Annotated in this window: 20 protein-coding genes; 14 read left to right on the plus strand and 6 right to left on the minus strand. The window is 38.3% G+C overall.

Translation table 11 applies throughout. The annotated features are described in order from the left end of the window. The first annotated feature begins 27 nt into the window (after positions 1-27). The 9 genes from PLEUR7319_RS0132735 (at position 28) to PLEUR7319_RS0132775 (ending at position 9,937) form a co-directional block, all read left to right on the plus strand. On the plus strand, positions 28-1,329 hold the full coding sequence (locus PLEUR7319_RS0132735; protein ID WP_019509474.1) for a 1-acyl-sn-glycerol-3-phosphate acyltransferase: 1,302 nt from the start codon (positions 28-30) through the stop codon (positions 1,327-1,329). Between the two features lie 2 nt (positions 1,330-1,331). Continuing rightward, the gene (locus tag PLEUR7319_RS0132740) at positions 1,332-2,048 is read left to right on the plus strand and encodes an HAD-IA family hydrolase (protein ID WP_019509475.1); all 717 of its coding nucleotides are present in this window, start codon (positions 1,332-1,334) and stop codon (positions 2,046-2,048) included. Positions 2,049-2,113: 65 nt separating this feature from the next. Further along, positions 2,114-2,998: an Hpt domain-containing protein gene (locus tag PLEUR7319_RS0132745; protein ID WP_019509476.1), complete on the plus strand. Its 885-nt coding sequence runs from the start codon at positions 2,114-2,116 to the stop codon at positions 2,996-2,998. 92 nt (positions 2,999-3,090) lie between these two features. Beyond that, entirely contained in the window at positions 3,091-3,372 is a 282-nt protein-coding gene (locus PLEUR7319_RS0132750; protein WP_019509477.1) for a hypothetical protein, read from the plus strand. A gap of 321 nt (positions 3,373-3,693) precedes the next feature. After that, positions 3,694-4,209 carry a hypothetical protein gene (locus PLEUR7319_RS38745; RefSeq protein ID WP_019509478.1) on the plus strand — a complete coding sequence of 172 codons (516 nt, stop codon included), beginning with the start codon at positions 3,694-3,696 and terminating at the stop codon, positions 4,207-4,209. A 201-nt stretch (positions 4,210-4,410) separates the two neighbouring features. After that, a complete protein-coding gene (locus PLEUR7319_RS0132760; protein WP_036801288.1) occupies positions 4,411-6,351 on the plus strand; it encodes a penicillin-binding protein 2 in 1,941 nt (646 codons plus the stop codon). A gap of 301 nt (positions 6,352-6,652) precedes the next feature. Beyond that, positions 6,653-7,600 (plus strand): MoxR family ATPase, encoded by a 948-nt coding sequence (locus tag PLEUR7319_RS0132765; RefSeq protein ID WP_019509480.1) that lies wholly within the window; start codon positions 6,653-6,655, stop codon positions 7,598-7,600. 73 nt (positions 7,601-7,673) lie between these two features. Next, on the plus strand, positions 7,674-8,477 hold the full coding sequence (locus tag PLEUR7319_RS0132770) for a methyltransferase domain-containing protein (protein WP_019509481.1): 804 nt from the start codon (positions 7,674-7,676) through the stop codon (positions 8,475-8,477). Between the two features lie 152 nt (positions 8,478-8,629). Beyond that, positions 8,630-9,937, plus strand: a complete 1,308-nt coding sequence (locus tag PLEUR7319_RS0132775; protein WP_026102931.1) for a DUF58 domain-containing protein — start codon at positions 8,630-8,632, stop codon at positions 9,935-9,937. Between the two features lie 55 nt (positions 9,938-9,992). Here the strand turns inward: PLEUR7319_RS0132775 and PLEUR7319_RS0132780 are convergent, their stop codons facing one another. From PLEUR7319_RS0132780 to PLEUR7319_RS38750, 5 genes are all read right to left on the minus strand, one after another. Beyond that, complete coding sequence (locus PLEUR7319_RS0132780; RefSeq protein WP_019509483.1) at positions 9,993-13,160, minus strand: response regulator; 3,168 nt, start codon at positions 13,158-13,160, stop codon at positions 9,993-9,995. 101 nt (positions 13,161-13,261) lie between these two features. Then, complete coding sequence (locus PLEUR7319_RS37450) at positions 13,262-14,920, minus strand: HAMP domain-containing methyl-accepting chemotaxis protein (RefSeq protein WP_019509484.1); 1,659 nt, start codon at positions 14,918-14,920, stop codon at positions 13,262-13,264. A 37-nt stretch (positions 14,921-14,957) separates the two neighbouring features. Continuing rightward, complete coding sequence (locus PLEUR7319_RS37455; protein WP_019509485.1) at positions 14,958-15,434, minus strand: chemotaxis protein CheW; 477 nt, start codon at positions 15,432-15,434, stop codon at positions 14,958-14,960. A 92-nt stretch (positions 15,435-15,526) separates the two neighbouring features. Beyond that, positions 15,527-15,892, minus strand: coding sequence for a response regulator transcription factor (locus tag PLEUR7319_RS0132795; protein WP_019509486.1), 366 nt, complete (start codon positions 15,890-15,892; stop codon positions 15,527-15,529). 113 nt (positions 15,893-16,005) lie between these two features. Next, positions 16,006-17,238 carry a response regulator gene (locus PLEUR7319_RS38750; RefSeq protein WP_019509487.1) on the minus strand — a complete coding sequence of 411 codons (1,233 nt, stop codon included), beginning with the start codon at positions 17,236-17,238 and terminating at the stop codon, positions 16,006-16,008. Between the two features lie 126 nt (positions 17,239-17,364). Here PLEUR7319_RS38750 and PLEUR7319_RS0132805 point away from each other — a divergent pair, with 126 nt between their 5' ends. From PLEUR7319_RS0132805 to PLEUR7319_RS0132825, 5 genes are all read left to right on the plus strand, one after another. Beyond that, a complete protein-coding gene (locus PLEUR7319_RS0132805) occupies positions 17,365-18,756 on the plus strand; it encodes a cobyrinate a,c-diamide synthase (protein ID WP_019509488.1) in 1,392 nt (463 codons plus the stop codon). Positions 18,757-19,202: 446 nt separating this feature from the next. Then, on the plus strand, positions 19,203-20,156 hold the full coding sequence (gene cysK, locus PLEUR7319_RS0132810; RefSeq protein ID WP_019509489.1) for a cysteine synthase A: 954 nt from the start codon (positions 19,203-19,205) through the stop codon (positions 20,154-20,156). Between the two features lie 126 nt (positions 20,157-20,282). Beyond that, on the plus strand, positions 20,283-20,969 hold the full coding sequence (locus PLEUR7319_RS0132815) for a J domain-containing protein (RefSeq protein WP_019509490.1): 687 nt from the start codon (positions 20,283-20,285) through the stop codon (positions 20,967-20,969). 108 nt (positions 20,970-21,077) lie between these two features. Further along, the gene (locus PLEUR7319_RS0132820) at positions 21,078-21,950 is read left to right on the plus strand and encodes a 6-carboxytetrahydropterin synthase (RefSeq protein ID WP_019509491.1); all 873 of its coding nucleotides are present in this window, start codon (positions 21,078-21,080) and stop codon (positions 21,948-21,950) included. Positions 21,951-22,382: 432 nt separating this feature from the next. Continuing rightward, a complete protein-coding gene (locus tag PLEUR7319_RS0132825; protein ID WP_019509492.1) occupies positions 22,383-22,808 on the plus strand; it encodes a CAAD domain-containing protein in 426 nt (141 codons plus the stop codon). Positions 22,809-22,878: 70 nt separating this feature from the next. On the opposite strand, the gene PLEUR7319_RS0132830 is transcribed toward PLEUR7319_RS0132825, so the two are convergent. Next, a complete protein-coding gene (locus PLEUR7319_RS0132830; RefSeq protein ID WP_019509493.1) occupies positions 22,879-24,246 on the minus strand; it encodes a hypothetical protein in 1,368 nt (455 codons plus the stop codon). Positions 24,247-24,462: the final 216 nt, after the last annotated feature.

Genomic DNA, 24,462 nt, shown 5'->3' on the forward strand with positions numbered 1-24,462 from the left:
AATACATTAAATTTGCACAGATATTTTATGTCCCACGTTTATCAGTCTGATGCCAAATTTTTACCACCACAGCAAAATCCTTTGCTTACTCGTTTGATTCAAAGTATTTTCTATATAGTCGTATACTTTGTTTATCGAATTAGGATCGTCGTTGATGATCGCGATGTTGCCAAGTTAAAGGCGATCGCCGATCAGCGAGTAGTTTATCTGCCTAATCATTCCACGTTGGATGATGGACTAGTGGTATTTCTCTTGTCAGCACGTCTAGGTCAACTCTTTCATTATGTTGTAGCTTACGAAGCTTTTCAGGGTTTAGTTGGAAAATTAATGCAAACGGTAGGAGCCTACTCAATTCGGCGAGGAGTTGGCGATCGCCAAAGCATTATGCAAACCTTAAAAATACTTCAACAACCCCAATGTAAGCTGGTCATTTTTCCCGAAGGAGGTTGTTCCTATCAAAATGATACAGTGATGCCTTTTAGGTCAGGAGCGGTAGAGCTATCTTTTAAAGCGCTCAAGAAACTATACCAACATGAAAGTAAGATCCCCGATTTTTATCTAGTCCCTGTCAGCTTAAAATACCAATACCCTGATGCCACAGATGATCAAATAGATCGGGCTCTAAGTCGTTTAGAAGTTGCTTTGGCACTGAAGACTACGGAAGATGATTTATATTTACGGTTGCGAGCCATATCAGCTAGGGTATTAACCAATATCGAAACTGAATATCATCTAACTCCCGTGGTAGAAGCAGACTGGAATCAGCGAATTCGTTTTCTGAGAAAGCACCTGTTGAATTATTGCGAAGAAAAACTACAAATAGTTCCTGTTACCGAATATCCAGATCGAGAAAGAGTCTACAAAATTCAATCAGTTTTAGCTGCCATTCCAGAATCAGCTAAACAAGGAGAAATAGATTATGAGCATATTTATCAAACTACGGTTCGCCTACTTAATTTTGATGCCATTTATGATGGTTACGTTGCTGCTAAACCAACGCCAGAAAGGTTTTTTGCTACTTTAGATAGACTGGAGCGAGAAGTATTTCAAATTGATCGACCCAAATTTAAAGGGCAACGAAGAGTCGTAGTCAAAATAGGTACGCCCATTAATCTCAAAGAATATTGGTCAGACTATCAAAGCGATAGCCTCTGGCGGTGGGCGGAGCCCAATCGCGGAGCCTGGACGGAGTCCAATCGCTTTGCCAACCATCAGGATAATCGCAATTGCGTTCAGCAACTTGATCAAAGACCGATAATTGATACTATTACTCAAGCCCTACAACAGGAAGTTCAAGTCTCTTTAATTGACAATAATACATACCATTAATAATGACACCTCAATCATCAGCTAATACTTTACCCAAAGTTATTTTTTTAGATGCTATGGGTACGTTATTTGATCTTAAAAGCAGTGTTGGCGAAATATATCAACAATATGCGCTTAAATATGGTGTAAAAGCAGATGCTCAATTACTTAATAATGCTTTTATCAATAGCTTTAAATCTGCTCCGAAACTAGCATTTACTGCAACTAAACAAAAGCCAATCGAAGAGCAAGAGTTTGACTGGTGGAAAAATGTTGTTCAAACAACTTTTTTCCAACTTGGTCTTCTAAAACAATTCAGTGATTTTACTGATTTTTTTAGGGAAATTTATACTTATTTTGCTACAGAAGACCCGTGGTATGTTTTTCCTGATGTATTTCCTATGCTTCAAAAATGGAAATATCAAAAAGTTCAATTAGGAGTTATTTCTAACTTTGATAGCCGCTTACATGAGGTACTAACAGTCTTAAATTTAGAACATTTCTTTACTACTATTACAATTTCTTCGATGGAGGGATTTGCTAAACCTGACCAAAAAATTTTTAATATTGCTTTAAAAAAACATCAGTTAATTCCTCAACAAGCATGGCATATTGGAGACAGTCTTATTGAAGATTATCAAGGAGCAAAAAACGTGGGGATTAGAGCATTTTGGTTAAACCGTTCTTTATCTTCACGGAAGAACGAAAATCAGCTACCCAATTTAAGTAGTCTGGGATAAACTTGTGTTTATATATTGCTTTATAGATATACTTTTACAAACTAAAAAATGGGGGGATACGGGCTTTGGATACAGCTAATCAGCAAAGAATACTGGGATATTTTATAGAAGAAGCGAAAGAGCATCTCCAAACTCTTGAGCAAGGTATCTTGCAGCTATCTACAGCTGTTCGTGATGCAGAAACTGTCAATGAAATGTTCCGAGCGGCTCATTCGGTCAAGGGTGGGGCAGCAATGTTAGGTTACACTAGCATCCAAAAAACTGCTCACCGTTTGGAAGATTCATTTAAGATTCTTAAGGATAATCCAGTTGATGTCGATCACAAATTAGAGACACTGTTTCTCAACGGATACGATCACCTCCAAGATTTAATTGAACGCTTAGAAAGTTCTGCCGATTTTAGTGATAATGATGCTGTAGAAATCCTACAGCAAGCAGAATCTAACTTTGCTCTATTAGATCAATATCTACAGCAGCTATTGTCAGGGGGGGGCTCAGATAGCGTCAGTATTAGCCAGCAAGTAACAACAATCCTGAAACAAATGCTGCAATTATTTAAGCAGCCTGACAGTCCAGAAAGTCGTCAAAAATTGCATATTTCCTGTCAACATCTCAGTGAGATAGCTCCAGAAGAAACCAATTGGCAACAATTAGTAACTACTACCCAAAAGGCAATCACTAACAAAAAATATCCCTATGGAACTATTGCCAAAGTAGTTATTCAAGAGATCAAACAAGCTGGTGATTATTTAAATTCTGGACAAATAGATAAGCTGGTTCCCAGTAGAAATCTACAGCAACTTGCGGCAACTGCGGTCGAAACTTCAGGTGCTATTAGTGCTACTGTGACTATACCCACTGATCCTCAAGGAGCAGCATTAGCCCTGATTAAGACTTTTAACAAACAACAAATTTCTCAGATATTCCAGATTATTAAAAGCCGTATATAGTTAACATTTCATCATCTGTATTGAGATTAAGTCGATTAATATATGTCATAATAAATACTTATAAACTTAAGTGCGTTAATCATTAATTAGCTGTGTTTCAATTTGCGATTGATGCAGTCGGTGTATTTAAACCCGTTTTACTTCAACTGCGTTTTGTTGGTGCCTGTTCCCTGTTAGTTCTTTGCGGTTGGAGTTTGGCTAGTTTTGCTATAGATGCAGTAGCACGAGGGAAAAAAATGCATCAAATACCTTGTACAAAATGTCGTTTTTTTACTGGAGATTACCGTCTCAAATGTACGGTGAATCCAAATATTGCTAACTCAGAACAAGCTATTGATTGTTCTGATTTTCAGCCAAAACATCTCTACGAATAGAGTGTTTCTGAAGTTGGGAGTCGCCTCTTTGGTCAACTGATTTGATATGTCGCCAGTTTTAATGCTTTCAGCTTAGGGGAAATTTTGTCCTAACTCCAGTCAATTTTAGCAGCCTAGTTTTATTTGTCCTGATCGAATAAGTGGATCTAAATTAGTTTAGATATTTCGTTTAATTATTACTGAATCAGTTAAACTCAATTAGCTTCTAATTCGGTTATTTTTGTAATTTAATATTAATATTTTTTCTGCTCCTCTTATCAAATTCTAAAAATTGAGTTAAAATTCGCCCAACGACTTCTCAAAAATATCGGAGTTTACTCAATGTCTGCCCTTCGTCAACCTGATTTTCCTAATGAATACTATGCCTTAAGTCACTCCATTAAGAAGGCAAGCAATCTAAAGCAAGCAGTAGTTGTAAATTCCTCTCCAAGGTCGTCTAAAACATTACATTCTACTACTTTTCCCCAGACAAATAATCTTCCTCGTCACCTACAAGTTTTGTCATTACTACAAAAAGGTTCTTTTGGGTTAGCCTTAGTTTCAATGGCTACAAGTATTAGTCTCTATATATCGACTGTTCAAATTCCCAAACTTTGGAGTCAAGAATATCAAAATCTTGAAAACCTTCAACGTCAAGAGCGACAATTAATAGCAATTAACGAAACTATTAAATATCAGATTGCCCAAGAAGCTGGAAAAAATAGTAACTTGACAGTATCTACACCAGAGTCAGCTTTATTTATTTCTCCAGCCCAAGTAAGTATTAAAACTATGCCTGAGCAAACCAGAAATCAGCAAAAAAGAGTTGAGCTAAAATATAATAATTTAGGATATTAATCTTAATTTATCTAAAAAAATTCTGGAAAAAGTGATTGAAAAATCGAGTATAGTTACTGCATAAAATTATTGGCAATCTAGGTAAAAGTTTTTTTATATAATTAATAATCAAAATAGTAGTTGGCAATCAAGAATTATTGGTTTTTATACTCAATTATTGATAAATTCATTTTATTGCCCGACTACATTAATTGCTTGATTATGACTAAATCTAAGTTTAAACTGCCTCTAAGATTATCCAAAAATTCCAATTCTCAAGTCAGACAAAAAACTAACCATTCATTCTCTCGAATTCATTCTCAAGCATCAAATCAAAATAGGTTATATTCATCCAATCAATATGTATTGCGATTGTTTCTAGTGTGGGGAGTATTGATCACAGGGTCAATTGGTTTAACAGCCAGACTTTACCATCTACAGATTGTCGATCCTGTTATTAAATATGAACAAGCACCCAAGGGGAAAAGATTGACTCAGATCGCCCAAGATCAGCAAACTACACAACTGCGTTTTTATATTCCTCGTCGTCAAATTGTAGACCGTCAACAAAATGTTCTGGCAACCGATCACATAATCTATACCCTTTATGTCCATCCCTACTTATTTAAGAGAAATTCACAATCAGTACCGGCAGAAGAAATTGCCGAAAGCTTAGCAGAGATTCTAGGCGACAAAACTCCTGATGAATTACTAGCGATTTTTAATCAGCAAGATTGGGGAATTCGTTTAGCGGGAAATTTACCAGAATCTGTCAAGGAAAAAATTCTCGCTCTACAAATTGATGGTTTAGATTTAAGACAAAACTATTCTCGTTTTTATCCTCATCAGGAAATGGCAGCCGAAGTTACAGGTTATGTTAATCAAGATAGCAGCCGTGCTCCCCAAGCTGGTGTGGAGTATACTCAAAACAAATTATTAGAACGTCAGCCGATTAGCTGGAAAATGAGACGTAGCTTTAGCAACAACGAAGCTATATTTCATCCAGGAGATTTAGAGCGATCGCAACAGATGTTTAATTTCGACGATCTGCGACTACAGTTAACCATCGATCTCCGTTTGCAACAAATAGCCCGCAATGCCTTAAACCAGCAGATGAAGAAATACAAGGCAAAACGGGGTACAGTAATTGTCATGGATGTGAGAGATGGTGCCATTTCAGCATTGGTATCCGAACCAACTTACGATCCCAACGCCTACTATAAATACGACATTGGACTATTTAAAAACTGGGCAATTACCGATCTCTATGAACCAGGCTCGACCTTTAAACCAATAAATATTGCTCTTGCCCTAGACGCTGGGGTTATTTCTCCCCAAGATACTTTTGACGATACGGGAAAAATTCAAATCAAGGACGCTCTAATACGCAACCACGACTACGATAAAAAAGGTGCGCGAGGCAAAGTAACCCTGCCAGAAATTCTTCAGTATTCCAGTAATGTGGGCATGATCAAGGTGATGCAACGGATGAAACCGATTGATTACTATCAAGATTTACAGGAATTGGGAATTGAGGACGAAGTGGAATTTGATATTCCTGGATACACTACTGGAAGATTAAAGAATGAGGTAGAATTTACTGTTAGAGAAATTGAACCCGCTACCACCGCTTTTGGTCAGGGTTTTTCTCTAACTCCTTTAAAATTAATTCAAATTCATGCAGCATTGGCTAACGAAGGTAAGTTAATCACCCCCCATGTAGTTAGGGGTTTATCAGACTATGAAGGCTATTTACACTACTCTCTGCCACCCACTAGTAAGCAAGTTTTCTCGCCTGAAACTGCCCGTACTGTTCTCAAAATGATGGAAAAAGTGGTGGAAGATGGGAGCGGTTATGCAGCCAAAATTCCTGGTTACAGGATCGCGGGAAAAACAGGAACTTCACAAAAAGCGATCAATAAAGGAGGGTACGATGAAACAGCTAAGATTACTAGTTTTGTCGGCTTGTTCCCTGTCGAAGCACCTCGTTATGCTGTGTTAGCAGTAGTAGATGAACCCCAAGGAATGCATACCTATGGCTCTACTGTTGCCGCACCAATAGTCGGCTCAGTGATTCAAGGAATTATTAATATCGAAGGAATACCACCGAACAAAGAGGCATCGTCGGCAAACTCCGAAGAATCAACTCAGGGTAATCAATAATTTCAATTAACCATTAAGTCGTTCTAATGTCGCTTTACATCATCCTGGGAAAGAGTTAAAACCACTATTGTAATACTTAAGTTTGGAGTTAAAAATACTCGCTATTTTCTTCGGAAACGTCGAGTGAGCGCGAGAAGCTACCCAACGAAGTTTGGAGTTATTTTTTTAGGAAAATAATCAGAAATTCAGATGTCTAAAAACTGATAAATTCTACTCAATTTCTGAGTTTTTAGCTTTGTCGAACTCACTTTGTTGTTAAATCGTCAAAATCAAATAAGTTAAGTGGTAATTGCAATACCCAATGCAGAATAATTCTTTGCTTGATAATCTTAGTCAGAAGATAGATGAAATCGTTATTGGTCAGTCAGATCTGGTAAAACAGCTATTAGTAGCATTGCTCACTGGTGGTCATGTCATTATTCAGGGGGTACCAGGAACAGGAAAAACTTTATTAGTGAAGGTTTTATCTCGGCTGATCTCAGCGGATTTTCGCCGTATACAGTTAACCCCCGATATCCTTCCCTCAGATATCTTAGGAACCAATATTTTTGACCTCAACAGTCGTGAATTTATCCTTAAAAAAGGACCTGTTTTTACAGAAATCCTGCTAGCTGACGAAATTAATCGCACCCCCCCTAAAACTCAAGCAGCGTTACTCGAATCTATGGAGGAACAACAGATCACCCTCGACGGGGAAACTATGCTTTTACCTCCTTTGTTTTGGGTCGTTGCTACCCAGAACTCTCTAGAGTTTGAAGGTACATATCCCCTACCTGAAGCACAACTCGATCGCTTTTTGTTTCAGCTATTAGTAGATTATCCAACCAAGGATGCCGAAAAGAAAATGCTGCTCAATGCCCAGTCAGGATTCAAGGCGAAAAAACTAGATCTAGATTTGATTAAAGCGATCGCCACTGTAGATGATATTTTGGCATTGAGACAACAGGCGCAAACTATTCAGGTAGCAGATAACATTCTGGATTATGTACTTAATTTAGTTGAACGTACCCGCCAGCATCCCGATTTGTTTTTAGGAGCATCACCACGAGCTGCTGTAGCTTGGCTAAATGCCACTAAAGCAAATGCTTGTTTGTCAGGGAGAGATTTTGTCACCCCCGATGATGTTAAAGAAATAGCTAAACCTCTATTACGTCATCGACTAATACTTAAACCTGAGGCACAACTTGATAATGTCAAAATAGACGAAGTGATTGAGTCATTGCTGAAGCAGATATCAGTTCCCAGATAAAGGGCTTTGCCTGTTAGTTATTAGTTATTAGTTATTAGCTACTAGCTATTAGCTCCAATATCCTTTAAAAGTTATGGATTATATTCACGGTTATTCCCATCAAGAACAAGAAAGATTACTTCAACAGGCGGAATACTTGAGAGAAAAGTTAATCTTGAAGGATCTTGATTACCAAGCAGGAGAAAGTTTATTAGAGATTGGCTGTGGGGCGGGAGCGGTATTAGGCATTTTAGGACAAGCTTTTCCTAGTTTAAAGCTGGCGGGCATTGATTTAGAAGAGAAGCAAATAGAATATGCGACTAACCATTTAAAAACTCTCAATTTCGCAAATGTCGATCTACGAATAGGTGATGCCGCAAATTTACCTTGGCAAGACAACCAGTTTAATTACGTTTATGCAATTTGGTTTATGGAACATCTCAATAATCCTCAGCAAGTATTAGCAGAGGCAAAAAGAGTTCTTCGACCAGGAGGAACAATTACTCTAACGGAAACTGATTACCGTACAATCTTGATTTCACCAGAATCTGCCGATTATCGCTATCTTATGGATACTCTCTGTGAATTATTACTACAAGCTCAGGGAAACCCCTATATCGGGCAATCTTTGGGAACGTTGCTGAATCAGACTGGGTTTAATGAGATAAGTAATCAACCAATTTCTTTCCATTATGCTAACAGTTTAAATAGCCAAGAATTACAAGACTTTATTGAATATGTAGACTCTTGGTTAGCACCAACGATCAATTTGGCGATCGCCAGATTGGGCAAAGATCCTCAAAGGCTTAACGCTGGCTTGAACTGGTTTCGGAGCATTCCTGAGCGTGACAATGGCGCAGTTTCAGTTACTATCTATCGTGCTATTGCCACTGGTTAATATCGCAGTACGTTATTGGTTAGGACAACTTTAATTAACTGCTCGAAAGTAATCAGTAATCAGTAATCAGTAATCAGTAATCAGTTTTCTAATATAAGTCAGTATCGCTATATTTTTTCCATCCTTTCCATTATCCCTTATCTTTCTACATCATGATTCCATCCCGAAGATGTTACGTTCTTTTAGCCATAGGTGGTTTGGGTGCTGCGCTTTTAGATATCCTGATTGATCGTCAGGTAAGTCTCAATTTTTTGCGAATTTATGATTTTACCCTGTTAGTTGGAACTATTGTGGATGCATCTCAGGTTAAAGAAAGTGCTATTGAAGTAACACGCCAGAAAATAGAACGCATCTCCGTAGGTCGGGAGAACCTGATTGAATTAAAGATTAAATCAGGTAAGGCAAGGGCGATCGCTCTTATTCGTGATTCTTTTCCTCAGCAGTTTGCAGTTAATATCGATTCCTTAGAAGTGAATTTACCTCCTAACAGCTCTAAAGAATTAACTTACACGATAAATCCTGATAGTCGTGGAGAATATCAATGGGGTGATATCCAAGTACGTCAGTTAGGTAAGTTTGGTTTGGCTTGGCGAGATTGGAAAATCCCAGCTAGCCAAAAAGTAACAATCTATCCCGATTTGATTAGCTTAAAGGAACTTTCGATTCGTTTAACCCTGGAAAATGCTGGTGCCATGCGTCAGGCGAGAAGATTAGGTAACGGTACAGAATTTGCTGAATTGCGAGAATATCGAACAGGAGAAGATATCCGTTTGATTGATTGGAAAGCTACGGCTCGCCGCGATCGCCCTGTTGTCAGGGTATTGGAACCAGAACAGGAACAAACTTTGTTGATCTTGCTAGACCGAGGACGTTTGATGACGGCAAGAGTTAGTGGGTTAAAACGATTTGATTGGGGTTTAAACGCCACTTTATCTCTGGCATTGGCGGGATTGAGTCGTGGAGATAAAGTTGGCGTAGCAGTATTCGATCGCGATGTTACCACCTGGATATCTCCAGAAAGAGGCAATCATCACCTATCAAAATTAGTTGATCGCCTAACACCAATCCAGCCCATATTATTAGAACCAGACTACCTCGGAGCAGTAACCAAAGTAATTACGCAACAAACTCGTCGCGCTTTAGTAATGGTAATCACAGATATCGTAGACGCGACTGCCTCTAGTGAGTTACTAGGTGCGATGATCCGTCTAACACCACGTTATCTTCCCTTCTGCGTCACCCTGCGCGATCCTCTGGTAGATCGGATTGCCCATTCCCCGACGGATAATACCAGAGATACTTATTCTCGTGCAGTGGCATTAGATTTACTCGCCCAACGTCAGGTAGCCTTTGCCCAATTAAGACAACGAGGTGTTTTAGTACTGGATGCTCCCTGCGATCGCATTAGCGAAGAATTAGTTGATCGCTATCTGCAACTAAAAGCTCGTAATTTATTATAAAGGAGCTTTGCTCCTAGCTATCAGCTTTAGAGGATAATTTTAATTATAATCAACATTATTTTTTAGCTAATAAAGCTGCGACAACATCAACTAATTCTTGTGGTTGAACTGGTTTACCGAGATAGTCTGTAGCTCCTAATCGTTTAGCTTCTTGTTTATGGCGATCGCCTGTGCGAGAAGTTGCCATAACTATGGGTGTATTTTTAAATGCAGGTTTGACTCTAACTTGCTCTAGCAGCTCAAAACCATTAAGTCTAGGCATTTCAATATCAGAAACAATGAGATCGATTCTACCCTTATATTGATCGATCTGCTCTAAAGCTTCTTGTCCATCACGACAAACAATAACCTGATAGCCTGAAGCAATTAGGATTTTTTCGAGCATTCTTCTGGTGGCAACAGAATCTTCAGCGATGAGAACGGTAGAAGTGCCGCTAACAATAGTAACGGCAGAATCTTTAGCTGATACTTCTGCAACAGCATCCTGTTCTAGACCTTGAGGAAGAATTACAGGAATTACCTCCCCTGTACCCAAGACAGTACAGCCTGCTATATAAGGTGGAACGGGAATAGTTTCATCAAATGGCTTAATAATTAACTTTTCTTCTTTTACTATGTCATCAACTAAAATTACTAAAGGTTCAAAAGCAGTTTTCAGCACCATAGCAACTTTACCTTGACTCAATTTAAGAGTTTTTCTCGGACAAGGAAATAAACTGGATACGGAAGCAAGGGCAATTACCTGACCCTGCCAATTAAGATGCTGTTTGTGTTTATCGGTAAAATCTAATTCTCGTTCAGGTAACATTTCCAGGATGCTAGTGTGAGGAAAAGCCACCAGGCGATCGTGCAACTGAACCAATAACAATGATTGTAAACTGAGGTTTAAAGGTAGGTTGATCGTAAAGATTGAACCAAGACCAGCATCAGTTTGTACCCGTAGTTGTCCTTTTAATTGTCTAATTAAGTTGAGAACAATATCTAGTCCCATTCCTCGACCTGAGATGTCACTAACTTGGGCTGCGGTAGAAAAATCAGGCTCAAAAATCCAGTTGAGAATTGTCTCGGGCTTAAAATCCTTAATTGATTTGTTAGCAGGGCAAATTCCTCTTTGCACTGCTCGATTGTAAACTTTTTCAATGTTTATCCCCGAACCATCATCTTGAATCGTAATAACTAGCTGATTGTTTTGGAGTTTTGCAGTTAACAAAATAGTCGCTGTTTCCGATTTACCAGCCGCAATCCGGTCATATTTCGCTTCGATTCCATGATCGAAAGCATTATTAAGTAGATGAGTTAGAGGAGTTTGGAGTTGTTCGAGTAATATTTGATCGACTAGGGTATTTTTGCCCTCAATCTCTAAGTTGACTGGTTTATCAAAACGCTGGCTTAAACCTTTAATTTGGGGGACAAATCGTTTAGCTAACGTATCAAAAGTAACTAATCGGGAGTCAGTAATCTTAGAATATAAGGTATCGAGATTTTTTTGATTTAGTTCTAGATCATCGACTAACTCTCGCTCAACAAAATCTATGTCGGTGCGGGTTTCTTGAATTTGTAACATCAATTCTTGGAAAGATTGCAGACTGGTATGCAAGTCGGTGTAACGATCCATTTCCAAAGTATCAAAACTATCGTTAGATAAGACACGATCATCACCAGTGGTATTAGCTGCTGTATCTCCTGGTTGAGACATATCTGTAGACCGGACAGCTAGTTGATCGTATAAATTTTGGATCTGCTCGCGAATAGGTTCAAATTGGCGAGTTAAAGAACGTAGACGATGATTAGCTTGATTTAATATTTGTTGTTGGCGACTTATACGAGATTGACTTAAGATTAGCTCTTCTACATTATTAGTCATTTCCTCTAGTCTTTTGAGAGGAATTTTTAACTGATTAACAGCTGGTTTTTTGGATTTTTCGGCTACTGTAGCTATTATTTTAGATTCCGATTTGGATACCACAGGAGGAGCAAACATAACTGTTGATAGCTCTTCTCCCTCATCATCATCAGGAAAATCGAAAAATCCTTCGACATCTTCTACTTCCCCTAATTCCTCATACTCGTTATCTAGCTCACTGATAGCAAAAGCCTCAGAATCTGAAGCATCTTCTAAATTAGTATCTTCTAAATTGATATTCTCTGATTGGAGATTTTCCAAATAAAGGTTGCGGCGCTGACGAATTTCCTGAACTAATTCCTGACTTACTAACAAAGCTTCTATAGGATCGGCTTCAGTTAAAATAGTTTCAATTGGAGCTACTGCTTCTGCTAGCCAGGGTAACTCCAAGGTTTCACCCATAAAAGTACATTCATCGGCAAAGCCAGTTAAAGCTTCAGTGATCACTTCTTCTGGGGTGTCTAAAGCCAAATCAGCGATCGCCTGCAAAATAGCCTCTAAATCTTCGTTTAAAGTATTAACAACTAAAACATTAATTCCTTCCGGTTGACCTTCCTGTTCTTCTTCGGATTCATCCGAGGCTAGGTGACTGAGATAGTTTTGAATCTCATCACGGAGATGATGAATAATTTCCTTAGTTAATAGTAATACCTCTACTGTCTCAGAATTTTCTAAAGCCTCAGTAATAGGCTCCATAGCTTCACCTAACCAAGGTAAATCGAGAGTTTCTGCCATAAAAATACATTCATCGGCAAAATCCGCTAACAAAGGTTGAATTACCTCATCTGGGGCATCTAACTCTAATTCTTCAATGACAATAAAGCTATTTTCTAGCTCTACTGTTAGAGTGTTCCAGACTAAATGATTGTTTTGGCTAGTGCCGCCATCATCATCGGTTGTAGAACACTCTTCAGTTTCTGAACTAGTTCCAACCAAAGCTTCTAAAGCAGTAATTAATTCTGGATTGGCGATCGCATCATCCACAGTACGAGCCTGACTTAAAACAAATCCTACTTCATCAATTCCTTTTTCAATCAAAGCCCAGGCTAATTCTCGTTCAGCAATTTGTTCTCCCTGAATACCCACCAGCACATCTTCAAGCCGATGAGCCAGATGTTGCAGACTAGTTAGAGATGCTAAACCTGCCCCACCCTTAAGAGAATGGGCTGCTCGCAATAAGGCTGTAAAATCAGGACTGTCAGGATCTTTGATGCCCTCTTCTAGCATTTGAAGATACTCTGGGGCATCTTCGTCTAAAAAGCATTGACGTGCTTCAGCGGTAATAGCAGCGAGAATTTCAGGATCTAACTGGGAACTCATTTTGGATAAGACTGTGTCTTGGTAATAGTTAGTTAGCTAGTAGTTCAAGGAGAAAAAAATAAATCATAGATCTTACCGATCATTCAGTTAAAGTTCTTAAACTATTGCTGAAGTTTAAATTGTGATACTGATGACTGGAGGTTTTCGGCTTCACTTACCAGAGTACGTAGAGATTGGACTACGTTTTGTGCTTCAGTGGAGTTGGTTTTAGCAATGGTCGCAATCCCATTGATTTTTTCGTTTACTTCTTTAGAAGTATTTGTTTGATCGCTGGTATTTTCGGAGATATATTTCAGATATTCATCAATCTGTTTACTGGTTTCGGCTAAACTCCGCAGGTTAATTTTGGTCATGCGTACCAGTTCACTACCATTAACTACATCAGCTGTACTGATTTCCATTCCTTGTAATACCGAGGTGGTATCTTGGCGAATTTTTGTTACTAACTGTTGAATGTCTTTCGTTGCTTCTGTAATCCGATCCGCCAGACGACGAACCTCTTCGGCAACGATTCTAAAACCTTCCCCATGTTCTCCTGCACGAGCAGCCTCTACAGAAGCGTTAAACGCCAATAGGTTGGTTTTTTCAGAGATACCGGAAATAATTTCCACAATTTGAGCAATTTCTTGCGAAGATTCCGCTAATTGTTTGACTTTTTTGGATGTGCTAGCAACAGTAGTCCGAATTTTTTCCATGCTGTTAACCGTCTCTTCCATAGCCAAATCACCTTCTTTGGCTTGAATTGAACCTTGGCGGGCAATTTGGGCAGCTTCTTGAGCGTAGTTAGCAACCGTTGCTATGGACTTATTAATGTCATCAATATTGCTTAAGGTCTGATTAATTTCTTCCGCCTGACTTAAAGCCGATTCCGAAAGTTGACTTACCGAATTTTCTCCTGCGAAAGACAGTTGACCTACTTCAGTAGAAACAACTTGTACCTCCTGTAATAATCCCTGTAATTTATTCATAGTGGCGTTAAAGGCATCGGCAATTGAGCCCACCGCACCATCAGTCATCGCAGCTCTAACAGTTAAGTCTCCTTGTTTAGCATCTTCAACGTCTAAGAGTAGGTTCATTACACCTTGTTGTAAGGTCTCTTTTTCTTTTTGTTGACGTTGAGCTTCTGCCTCTTGAGTCAGGAGTAGGCCTTGAATTTGTTCTGCCATGTTGTTGATGCTAGAACCCAAATCGGCTAATTCATCTTGTCCTAAAATGGGTATATGAATGTCGAACTTTCCACTTCCTAATCTTTTGATAGCGCCAGTAGCTTGCACAATTGGTTGAATTAACTTGTCTACTAATATAGAAACAATTCCCGCGACTAAAATTGTTGACACAGCACTAACTAGAGCTAAAGTTAACACTAATTTTTGTTGTACCTGGGATTTTTTTACCTCTAATATTTCCTGGGTGAGTGCCTTGTTGGCAACATAATATGTTGTTGAGCCAACTATTGTAATGGGAATAATAGTTAAGGCGATCGCTATAAGAGTGACTTTAAATTTTAGACTAGGATGCTCCACCAATAAACCCTGAGAAATAGGTTTAGGTTCGGTGATCTGAGGGGGGGCAGAGATGGGAGTAGGCTCAGATTGATTTAAATTGGCAAGAGCTTCTTTGGCGACATTACCGTAATTACCATCTGGATCTACTTGGATAATTTCTTGGTAAAGAGCGATCGCTTGTTCAACTTCTCCAGCGCTTTCTAAGGCGTTTGCCTGGACGATTTTATTGACGATATCACCTGTGTTATCAGACATAAAATTTTTCCTAATAATTCAATATAGGCAATTTAATTTAGACAGATACCAGAGTTGATTTCTGATGTAGTAGCTGTAGTAAATTAGCAGAGTTTAAAATATAAGTACTTCTAGTTTCTATTTCGACAAAGGCAGTACAACAATCTCGTAACCCAGACGGCGCGGTATCCGTTAGCTGTTGCAGATGATTAGTTTCTGGAGATATAATTCCCACCAGTTTTGGCGTCACTAATCCTATCTGTCTTTGGCTTTCCCCTAGCTGATGTTTTAAGATTACGGCAGTCAGCTTTTTGCTCAGGGGCGAGCGCTTGTGTACCAGATTAAAGAAGCGATCGCTATCTAAAACCCAGAGCAGAGAACCTTTATAGTTAACTACCCCGTACCAGAAATCAGCTACTCCTGGAACCGTGCAGATATGATTAGTTTCAAATTGAACTACTGTTCCCATATCCGATAGAGGTATTCCCAAGTTTATTTCTGGCGATAGTTCAACGCTAAAATATTCTGAAACCATAAAAATAAAGTAAATTTGAATTTACTAATTGAGAAGAAAGACATAAGATAAATAGCCTTTTAATTTCTAGTCTCTAATTATTGAACTTTTATTTAGTTAGCAAATTGAATAACCTTATCTACTAAATTTTGGGGTGCATAAGGTTTGGTAATGTATGCATTACCCCCCTGACGCATGGCCCAAAAACGATCAAATTCTTCAGCTTTGGAACTACAGAATAAAATGGGAATATCTTTCCAGGAGCTATGCTCACGAATCTTACGACAAAGATCTAAACCACTTTCCCCTGGCATAACAATATCTAACAAAATTAAATTAGGTGTTGGATTGGTGTTAAGCCACTCCCAAGCCGATTCTGCATTTTCAGTGACAGCAACATTAAAACCAGCATGAGACAGTAAAGCAGAACTCATTTGCCTTTCAGCATGAGTATCTTCAACAATCAATATTGTTTTCATAATAATTAATTACTTCTTTTGGTGATGTATCTTAAAAGCAAATAATTTTGGTTAATACTATAATTCCCAAAAATTTAGTCTAAGTATCATTAATTTATTAGAAACCATCGATACTAATGGGCATTTACGACCAATGTTTCTAATGATTTGGTTAATGCAATTAACTTATTGGGATCGCAAGGTTTAGTTAAATAGTCAGTTGCACCAGCCAATTTAGCTCTAACTCGATCAATCATACCGTCCCTGCCAGTTAGCATGACAATCGGAACTTCTTTGAATTTTATTGATTTCCTGAGAACACCACATAATTCATAACCATTAATATTGGGCATATTAATATCCATCAGAATTACTGCTGGTTTTTGCCTTGACAATTGCTTTAAAGCGGTAGTGGGTTCAGTAATACTCATGACTTGGTATCCAGCAGCTTCTAAAGTCATTTTTACTTGTTTTTGTACTGTCTTACTATCATCAATACAAACAATCAAAGTTTGGGTACCATCAACAGATTTAGATGCTGGTTTTGATGGTAGCTTACTATAAGTATTACTTGTGTTTTTATTTTGGTTATTGACTTGACTAGTAATACTTTTATCTAGTTTACTTGCTATTTCTTCGTTATATGGTAAGAGATCGACAACATTTTCTTCTATCGATTGTTTAAGATTTTTTGCCAAAAGATATGTATTTACTCTGGCTTTTATGGCTAACTCATACAAAGAGCTTTTAGCAACAAATAAGCTGACAAATGAAGATAGTCTTTGCTCATTTGCCAAGGAAGCTAATTCGGGATAAGTGTAAAGATTTTTCCAGATTTTATAAAATTGCAAAGCATTTTTTTGTTCTAAATATAAACGACTAAAAGGAGAACCAAAATAGCTTCTGATCTGCTTCCAAGCATGTATTTGCTCTTGTAACTCTAGTTGTTCTAGTTTAAAACTAATAATTGATTTGGTGATTCTTTTTGTCGGAATTAACTTGATGCTAGTTTTTTGAATACTTAAGACATGAGTTAAACCCTCTTTAATAAAGCTAAACAAATGCTTTTTGATTTCTTTATCTGTTAGCTGCTTATTAGATAGACTTTGACATAATTGCGTATATTCTGAAATTTTTTGCTTTTCTAACTCAGGACAACCAGAACCTAACTTAAACCGCTGCCAGAGATAGTTTAATCGTATTTGTTGACCAACCGTAGTGCTAACGTACTGTATTTTTCCCTGCAGCAAATATACATGCCAACTGATAGAGGCATCTTGAGGCTCTGAAAATTCTATACAACCAGACCAAGCTTCTTGAGATTTGGCTTTGAGAACCTGGGAAGGATTCTGAAGACTGTTGTTCATGATATTGCTGAGAAATGCTGTGGACCTAAGAATTTAACTCTTTAACTTTCGATATATCTATAGTTCCCAGAAATAGCCTGGAAATTCATGTTTAAATTATTTGCATTCCTCAACCAGAAATTTTACATGGCTTTAATCATTGCGGGCGATCGCTCTGGAGTAGGCAAAACAACTATCACCCTTGCCATACTTGCCTACCTCTCGAAGCAAAGTAATAAAGTACAGTCATTCAAAGTAGGACCGGATTATATCGATCCGATGTTCCATGGGGCAGTGACAGATAGACCCTGTCGTAATTTAGATCCAGTTTTAACTTCTGCCAGTTATGTTCAATCTTGTTTTCGGTATCATGCTCAATATGCTGACTGGGTAGTAGTAGAAGGAGTGATGGGACTATTTGACGGTATTCGTAATCTAAATGTCGATGACCAACAATCTTTGAATGACTATGGTAGTACTGCCCACATTGCCAGATTATTAGACTTACCTGTAGCCTTGGTTTTAGACTGTTCTAGCTTGTCTAGCTCCATCGCCGCGATCGCTTTTGGTTATGCCAACCTCGATCCTCAAGTCAAAATCGCTGGCGTAATTTTGAATAAAGTAGCCAGCGATCGCCATTTAGAATTATTAGAAACAGCATTAAATACAATTGGGATGCCTATATTGGGAGTTTTAAAACGTAATGCTACAGTAACTATTCCCGATCGCCACTTAGGATTGATTCCCTCAGCAGAACTGACTCAGATTAATAGTATTTTTCAGCAACTAGCCCATCTGGCAAAAATATCATTTAACTGGGACAAACTCTTCCCCCTTCTTCGGCATTCTCAATCCCCAGTCCCCAATCCCCAAGTCCCTAATTCCCAAGTCTCCAATCCTCAGTCTCCAATTAGAATTGCGATCGCTCAAGATTTAGCTTTCAATTTCTACTATCAAGATAATTTCGATATTCTGGAAAAACATGGGGCTGAATTAGTTTTTTGGAGTCCGCTTACAGCTCAGAATATTCCTAAAGATATTCAGGGATTATATTTCGGTGGTGGTTTCCCCGAGATTTTTGCCGAACAACTCGCAGTAAATAAATCGGTACGGCAACAGCTCAAGCAACTAATTCAAACTGGCATCCCTACCTATGCCGAATGCGGTGGTCTAATGTATTTATGTAAACAGCTAACGGATCTTGAGCAAAAAACTTGGTCAATGGTGGGGGTGATTCCTAGCACTGTCACTATGCAAACTAAATTAACCTTGGGTTATAGACAGGCTGAGGCTCTCCAAGATAGTCCACTTATTCAAGCCCGGCAAACTGTCAGGGGACACGAATTTCACCGCTCCCAACTCACTGCCCTTCCCTCCACTCCACAGTGGCAATTACAGGGTTTTCATCAATTTAGTTCTCCATTAACAGAGGGATGGCGAATCGCCAAATTACACGCTTCTTATTTACATCTTCATTGGGGAGCATCGCAATTTTTAGCCCAAAGATTTATCCGACATTGCCGAAATTATCAAATTTAGCTATATTAACTTCAGATAGAAAATTATTAAATAACCATTTAGGGATATAGGAGGTGATGCCCATGACAGAACACAGTACTATGATGGGTCTCCTAGTTGATGATAGCCAGCTGTGTGCTGGGGCTGTTCTCTAAACAGTCATCTCAAATCTTCTTCGGAAGTAGCTAGGTAGACATTGTTGGAGTTCCTTCCAGCAGTTAGGTTTCAACTTAGAGACCCTCTAGACCGCCCCCATGAGTAATAGCTACAGCAACAATAGCCGTTGTTGGATGCTGTCTACTCGTGGGGGCGGATAGTTTTTAGACCAAAACAGACAAGATTGCTCTTTCCTTAAACTCTACAAACGGAATTAAAGCTGAGAAATATAAACTATTGAAAATATAGATAGATAGAGTAGTTAATAAACAAGCAAAATTAAAGAACTAGTTATTAACCTGTTGTATCTTATGAAAATTGCCAAAAACGTTACGGAACTGGTCGGAAAGACTCCCCTTGTGGAGCTTAATCGTATCCCCCAACAAGAAGGATGTGTTGCTCAAATAGTTGTCAAACTAGAAGGAATGAACCCAGCTGCATCAGTAAAAGATCGTATTGGGGTCAATATGATTAATGCTGCTGAAGCGGCAGGTACAATTACACCTGGCAAAACGCTCCTCGTTGAGCCAACATCAGGAAACACAGGAATTGCTTTAGCAATGGCAGCAGCAGCAAAAGGTTATAAGTTGATTTTAACCATGCCTGAAACTATGAGTAAAGAACGGCGGGCAATGTTAAAAGCTTATGGCGCTCAATTAGAACTAACTCCTGGTAGCGAAGGGATGGGAGGCTGCATCAGAAAAGCTCAGGAAATAACTGAGAATATTCCTAATGCCTATATGTTGCAACAATTTAATAATCCTGCCAATCCCGAAGTCCATAAAAGTACTACTGCTGAAGAAATTTGGGCAGATACAGAAGGTAAGGTAGATATGATTGTGGCAGGAGTTGGTACCGGAGGAACCATTACAGGGACGGCTGAAGTCTTAAAAAGATATAAACCAGAATTAAAAGCGATCGCCGTTGAGCCAACAGGTAGCCCAGTACTTTCAGGGGGAACACCAGGATCGCACAAAATTCAAGGAATTGGAGCAGGTTTTATCCCAGAAGTATTAAAGGTAGATTTGATTGACGAGGTTGTTACTGTGACTGACGAGGAAGCGATCGATTTTGGTCGCCGTTTAGCTCGCGAAGAAGGTCTGTTGTCCGGTATTTCTACTGGCGCTGCCCTAGCAGCAGCAATAAAGCTGGCAAAAAAGGCAGAAAATAAAGACAAGCTAATTGTCATGATTCAGCCTAGCTTTGGTGAGCGCTATCTGAGCACACCTTTGTTCGCTGATTTAGAACAGCCTGTATTTAATTGAGCTATTAATTCTTAGCTATTAGTTATTAGTTATTAGTTATTAGCTATTAACTCTTAGCTACATTCTCCTTACTTCCTTAACCGCTTAACTTTCTCTAGCAAAACCTACCCATGATCATCAAGAGCCGTGAATCACTATCAAACTCTCCAAGTCAATCCTAAAGCTACCCAAAAAGAGATCAAACAGGCCTATCGGCGATTAGCTAAGCAATTTCATCCAGATAGCCAAACAGAAGCTCAAGGCTGTAGCCAGATTATTGCTCTTAATGCCGCTTATGAGGTGTTAAAAAATAGCCACAGCAGACGCTTATATGACCGAGAACAACTAGGTTATAGTAACGATTTTTATGCTTGCAGACAAGCAAGAAACTCAGCTGCCCAGAGACATTACAAGCAACAACGAGAGGCTGCCTGCTCCGAAATTAATTATCTTAAGTGGCTACAGGAAGTTTATCTGCCAATTGATTCTTTGATTGCTAAAATCATTGATCCTATAGAGACAGAAATTGATCGCTTAGCGGCAGATCCTTTTGATGATAGTTTAATGGAAAATTTTCAGGATTATTTGGATACCTGTAACGAATACTGGCAAAATGCACAACAAAAACTATCATCTCAGCCTAATCCAGCTCAATTAGCCGGGGTTGCAGTCAATCTTTATTATTGTCTAAATCACATCGGGGATGGGATCAAAGAATTGGAGTGGTTTACTCTGAACTACAACGATCACTATCTCCATACTGGGCAAGAAATATTTAGAATTGCGACCAAGTTACACGATCAAGCTCAAGAAAAAGTTGCCTTTGTTCTTTAGATTCTCAAGTTTTTCTCAAATTGCTTTCAAAATTAGTTTATCCTAGTAAAAGAAAGTAGTTTACTTAACTTTACATATCCAAAGTATCAACTTAAATAAGCCCAATATATGAAATGCACTATTAATCGTCGCGCTCAGTTTTCCGCGAGTCATCGCTACTGGTTGCCAGAATTAGACGCAGCAGAAAACCAACGCCTTTTTGGCGCTTGTAGTCGTTTCCCTGGACACGGACATAATTATGTCTTGTATGTATCTCTAGAAGGCGATTTAGATCAATATGGAATGGTAGAAAACTTGTCTGTAGTCAAACAAGTAATCAAACAACAAGTCACTAGCCAACTAAACTATTCTCATCTCAACGATACTTGGTCAGAATTTCAGCAGACTCTACCTACTACAGAAAATATTGCTAGGGTAATTTGGGATAAACTAGCACCTCATTTACCCTTGGTTAACATTAAATTATTTGAACATCCCGAACTTTGGGCAGATTATCAAGGAAATAACATGGAAGCAACTCTAACTGTCAAAACTCACTTTAGTGCGGCTCATCGCTTAGCCATTCCTAGTCTGAGTTTTGAGAAAAATCAAGAAATTTACGGTAAATGCGCTCGCCCTAATGGTCACGGACACAATTATCATCTAGAAGTTACGGTGGCGGGAACTATAGATAAGCGTACAGGTATGTTGGTAGATCTAGGCGCACTGCAAAATGTGATTGACGAATATGTCGTTGAACCTTTCGATCATACATTTTTGAATAAAGATATTGCTTATTTTGCTGAGGTTGTTCCCACTGCCGAGAATATTGCGGTTCGGATAGCTGATTTATTGCGATCGCCAATTAGAGAATTAGGTGGAGAACTAGACAAAGTAAAATTAATCGAAAGTCCTAACAACTCCTGCGAAATCAATTGCCGTTCCACTCAATCGGCTAATCAAAAAGCTACATTACAAGAGCCTGCGGCGATTTCTCAGTAACAGTATGGCGTAGTTTTGTTGAAAATCTTCTAAATCTGCTTTTATGACTAATTTAATCGCCAAGTTGATAGGATGTTTTGCTTTTCATCAGTAAAGTATCCTATTTTAGTGAAGTCCCAAAAAATGGTAATGGCTAAGTAATTATAAGTTTAATATAAAGCGAAAATTAAGATTAACAGAGCTGCCTAAGTCAATTAAAGGCAAATAATGGGCAAATTCTGGTTAAAAGCAGGAATATACTGCAATAATGCTGACAATTTGTCTTATATGGGGCATTATACTGTGAGAGGATATTCAGGACTGTTAAAAGTTGCTGTAGTAATTAGATCAACACCAGAAAGTGTTTGGTACTATGAGCAAAAGTATAGTCATCATAGTAAATCAGAGTAATAGCAGACTAATACTCATTTAAACCATAGGAGAGCATAAAATATGGAATCTAACACTCCAGAAGTAACCGAAACCCAAGCAACCACTACAGGTTTAAGTAGCGATTATCCTGGTCAGATAACAGCACCCAAATCATCACCAGCAGATAACCAAGTTCAAGAATATTTGAATATTGGTACAAACTTCCTATCTAAAATCTTTGACTATATCAAAGAATTTGTTGACGATAATCAAAAACTCCTAGTTAATTTGCTGCTATTTTTCTTGGCTATAGTTGCAGTCAAACTTACGTTGGCGATTATTGCAGCAATCAACGATATCCCTCTACTCGCACCTATGTTTGAGCTGGTAGGCTTAGGTTATACTGGCTGGTTTGTCTATCGTTATCTACTAACTAAATCTTCTCGTCAAGAATTAGTTCAGGAGTTTGAATCCCTCAAAACCCAGGTTGTTGGTAAAGATAACTAAAAACTTGTGAGCTAAGTTAATCTTGTTGGCTCAATTCTAAAAATCCCCAGGAGCTAAATTCTGGGGATTTTTATTGGGATAGTATTTCTATTTGATGGTTAATTCTACTTTGAACAGTTTGTAATTCATTCAGGTTAGTAAAATCAGCAGAATCAAAACAAGTCTGGATTTTTCTCAGAGTTTTTTCTAGTTCCTGCGCCAAGCTCAAAGCCTGTTCACTGATTTTATCCATTTGTCTTTGTTCATAGATCTTAACAGCCTCATCTCTTAAGATTTGAACTATTATCATGTCCTTCTGTTCTATATCTTCTATTGTGTCTTGAAGCATAAACTCCAAACGGAGCAAGATTCGCTCATGGTCATATAGTTTTTCAAATACTACTTTTCTGGGATGGGTCTTAGAATCGCGAGGAAGTCTTGCCATACCTTTAATTTCATCAATCACAGAACAGAAAACTGTTAAAGGCACTTGATCGAGAGCAGATTGAATTACATCATTTTGGCTCGCAATAATACTTCCATAATCGCTATATTGAATTAAATTAAGTCGATCAATTCGATGTTTAAGAGCTTGTTCTAATAACTTGTGCCATGACAACTGAGGCTGTAACTCCGCCAAAAAATTAACTACTGCTGCTGTAGATACTTCTAGAATTTCCTGAGAATTAACCGGAGTTTCGGCGACTAAGTTCGAGATTTGCGGTTCTGGAAAAGATTGTTCTGGGGCTGAAAGCTCGGATAAGTCAGTATGATCAATAATCGTTAGCCGATCATCTGGATTATTTGACTGCTGTTTTTCCCTCAATGCAGCAGAATTTTCAGAAAGAGTTGCTAAACTATCTGTTGGTTTATTTTGACGGGGTTGAGGTTGCTCTCTCAAATCCCAATCTTGGAACAAGTCTAAATCTGAAGGTAAATCTTGTAATACTTCCAAGCTATTGAGTTGAGCTTGAAGGGATGGTGACTCTGGTTGGGAAATAATTGTTGGGGCGGAATCTGCCAGGTTTCTTGTTTGAGAATTTTTAGGAGTTAATGATGCATCAGGATTCAAACTATCATCAATTATAGTCTTATCGTATATAGTTTTGTCATAATCTCCTTTTTGTCGATTAGGCTGCTGCTTATTCTGAGGATAACTAGCAAGTATTATTTGATGCGTTTGAGTATCAATTAATTTGAGCTCTACATTGTATTTAAATGCTTTGGCGATCGAGTCGATCAACTTTAAAGATTCTTGGTTATTTGGATCTATCAAACCCAGGGTCAAATCATTCCCTGACAACTTTAATGGTAACACTTGGTATTGATGACATAAATCTAAAGGAAAAACTGCATCAATTAACTGAAAAATTTCTTTGCTATTGGCAAGACAATCGGCAAACATTGCTGCTTGAATATTATCATCAGAGTCAGAACTATTCTTTATTTGAGACATCATGTCTATTTTTATATTTTAAAATGATTCACTTGTTTACTAATTCATCTATCAGAGGGTAATAATTGATTTGAATGCCGGGGCATAATTGACTATTGACCACAGAATACAATGCTGTAGATCAATGGAGTAGATGTAGTAATGTGTGAATAGGAAATATTAATAACCTTAAGTTACCCAAATTAGATAGTAAGATCGGCATCATCAATTGTTGATTTT

Origin of the sequence: Pleurocapsa sp. PCC 7319 (assembly GCF_000332195.1) — a bacterium.
Taxonomy (GTDB): domain Bacteria; phylum Cyanobacteriota; class Cyanobacteriia; order Cyanobacteriales; family Xenococcaceae; genus Waterburya.

Excerpts from the sequence above, each read along its gene's own strand:
- PLEUR7319_RS0132735 (WP_019509474.1), top strand. The coding sequence starts at position 28 with ATGTCCCACGTTTATCAGTCTGATGCCAAATTTTTACCACCACAGCAA.
- PLEUR7319_RS0132740 (WP_019509475.1), top strand. The coding sequence starts at position 1,332 with ATGACACCTCAATCATCAGCTAATACTTTACCCAAAGTTATTTTTTTA.
- PLEUR7319_RS38745 (WP_019509478.1), top strand. The coding sequence starts at position 3,694 with ATGTCTGCCCTTCGTCAACCTGATTTTCCTAATGAATACTATGCCTTA.
- PLEUR7319_RS0132760 (WP_036801288.1), top strand. The coding sequence starts at position 4,411 with ATGACTAAATCTAAGTTTAAACTGCCTCTAAGATTATCCAAAAATTCC.
- PLEUR7319_RS0132765 (WP_019509480.1), top strand. The coding sequence starts at position 6,653 with ATGCAGAATAATTCTTTGCTTGATAATCTTAGTCAGAAGATAGATGAA.
- PLEUR7319_RS0132770 (WP_019509481.1), top strand. The coding sequence starts at position 7,674 with ATGGATTATATTCACGGTTATTCCCATCAAGAACAAGAAAGATTACTT.
- PLEUR7319_RS0132775 (WP_026102931.1), top strand. The coding sequence starts at position 8,630 with ATGATTCCATCCCGAAGATGTTACGTTCTTTTAGCCATAGGTGGTTTG.
- PLEUR7319_RS0132780 (WP_019509483.1), bottom strand. The coding sequence starts at position 13,160 with ATGAGTTCCCAGTTAGATCCTGAAATTCTCGCTGCTATTACCGCTGAA.
- PLEUR7319_RS37450 (WP_019509484.1), bottom strand. The coding sequence starts at position 14,920 with ATGTCTGATAACACAGGTGATATCGTCAATAAAATCGTCCAGGCAAAC.
- PLEUR7319_RS37455 (WP_019509485.1), bottom strand. The coding sequence starts at position 15,434 with ATGGTTTCAGAATATTTTAGCGTTGAACTATCGCCAGAAATAAACTTG.
- PLEUR7319_RS0132795 (WP_019509486.1), bottom strand. The coding sequence starts at position 15,892 with ATGAAAACAATATTGATTGTTGAAGATACTCATGCTGAAAGGCAAATG.
- PLEUR7319_RS38750 (WP_019509487.1), bottom strand. The coding sequence starts at position 17,238 with ATGAACAACAGTCTTCAGAATCCTTCCCAGGTTCTCAAAGCCAAATCT.
- PLEUR7319_RS0132805 (WP_019509488.1), top strand. The coding sequence starts at position 17,365 with ATGGCTTTAATCATTGCGGGCGATCGCTCTGGAGTAGGCAAAACAACT.
- cysK (WP_019509489.1), top strand. The coding sequence starts at position 19,203 with ATGAAAATTGCCAAAAACGTTACGGAACTGGTCGGAAAGACTCCCCTT.
- PLEUR7319_RS0132820 (WP_019509491.1), top strand. The coding sequence starts at position 21,078 with ATGAAATGCACTATTAATCGTCGCGCTCAGTTTTCCGCGAGTCATCGC.
- PLEUR7319_RS0132825 (WP_019509492.1), top strand. The coding sequence starts at position 22,383 with ATGGAATCTAACACTCCAGAAGTAACCGAAACCCAAGCAACCACTACA.
- PLEUR7319_RS0132830 (WP_019509493.1), bottom strand. The coding sequence starts at position 24,246 with ATGATGTCTCAAATAAAGAATAGTTCTGACTCTGATGATAATATTCAA.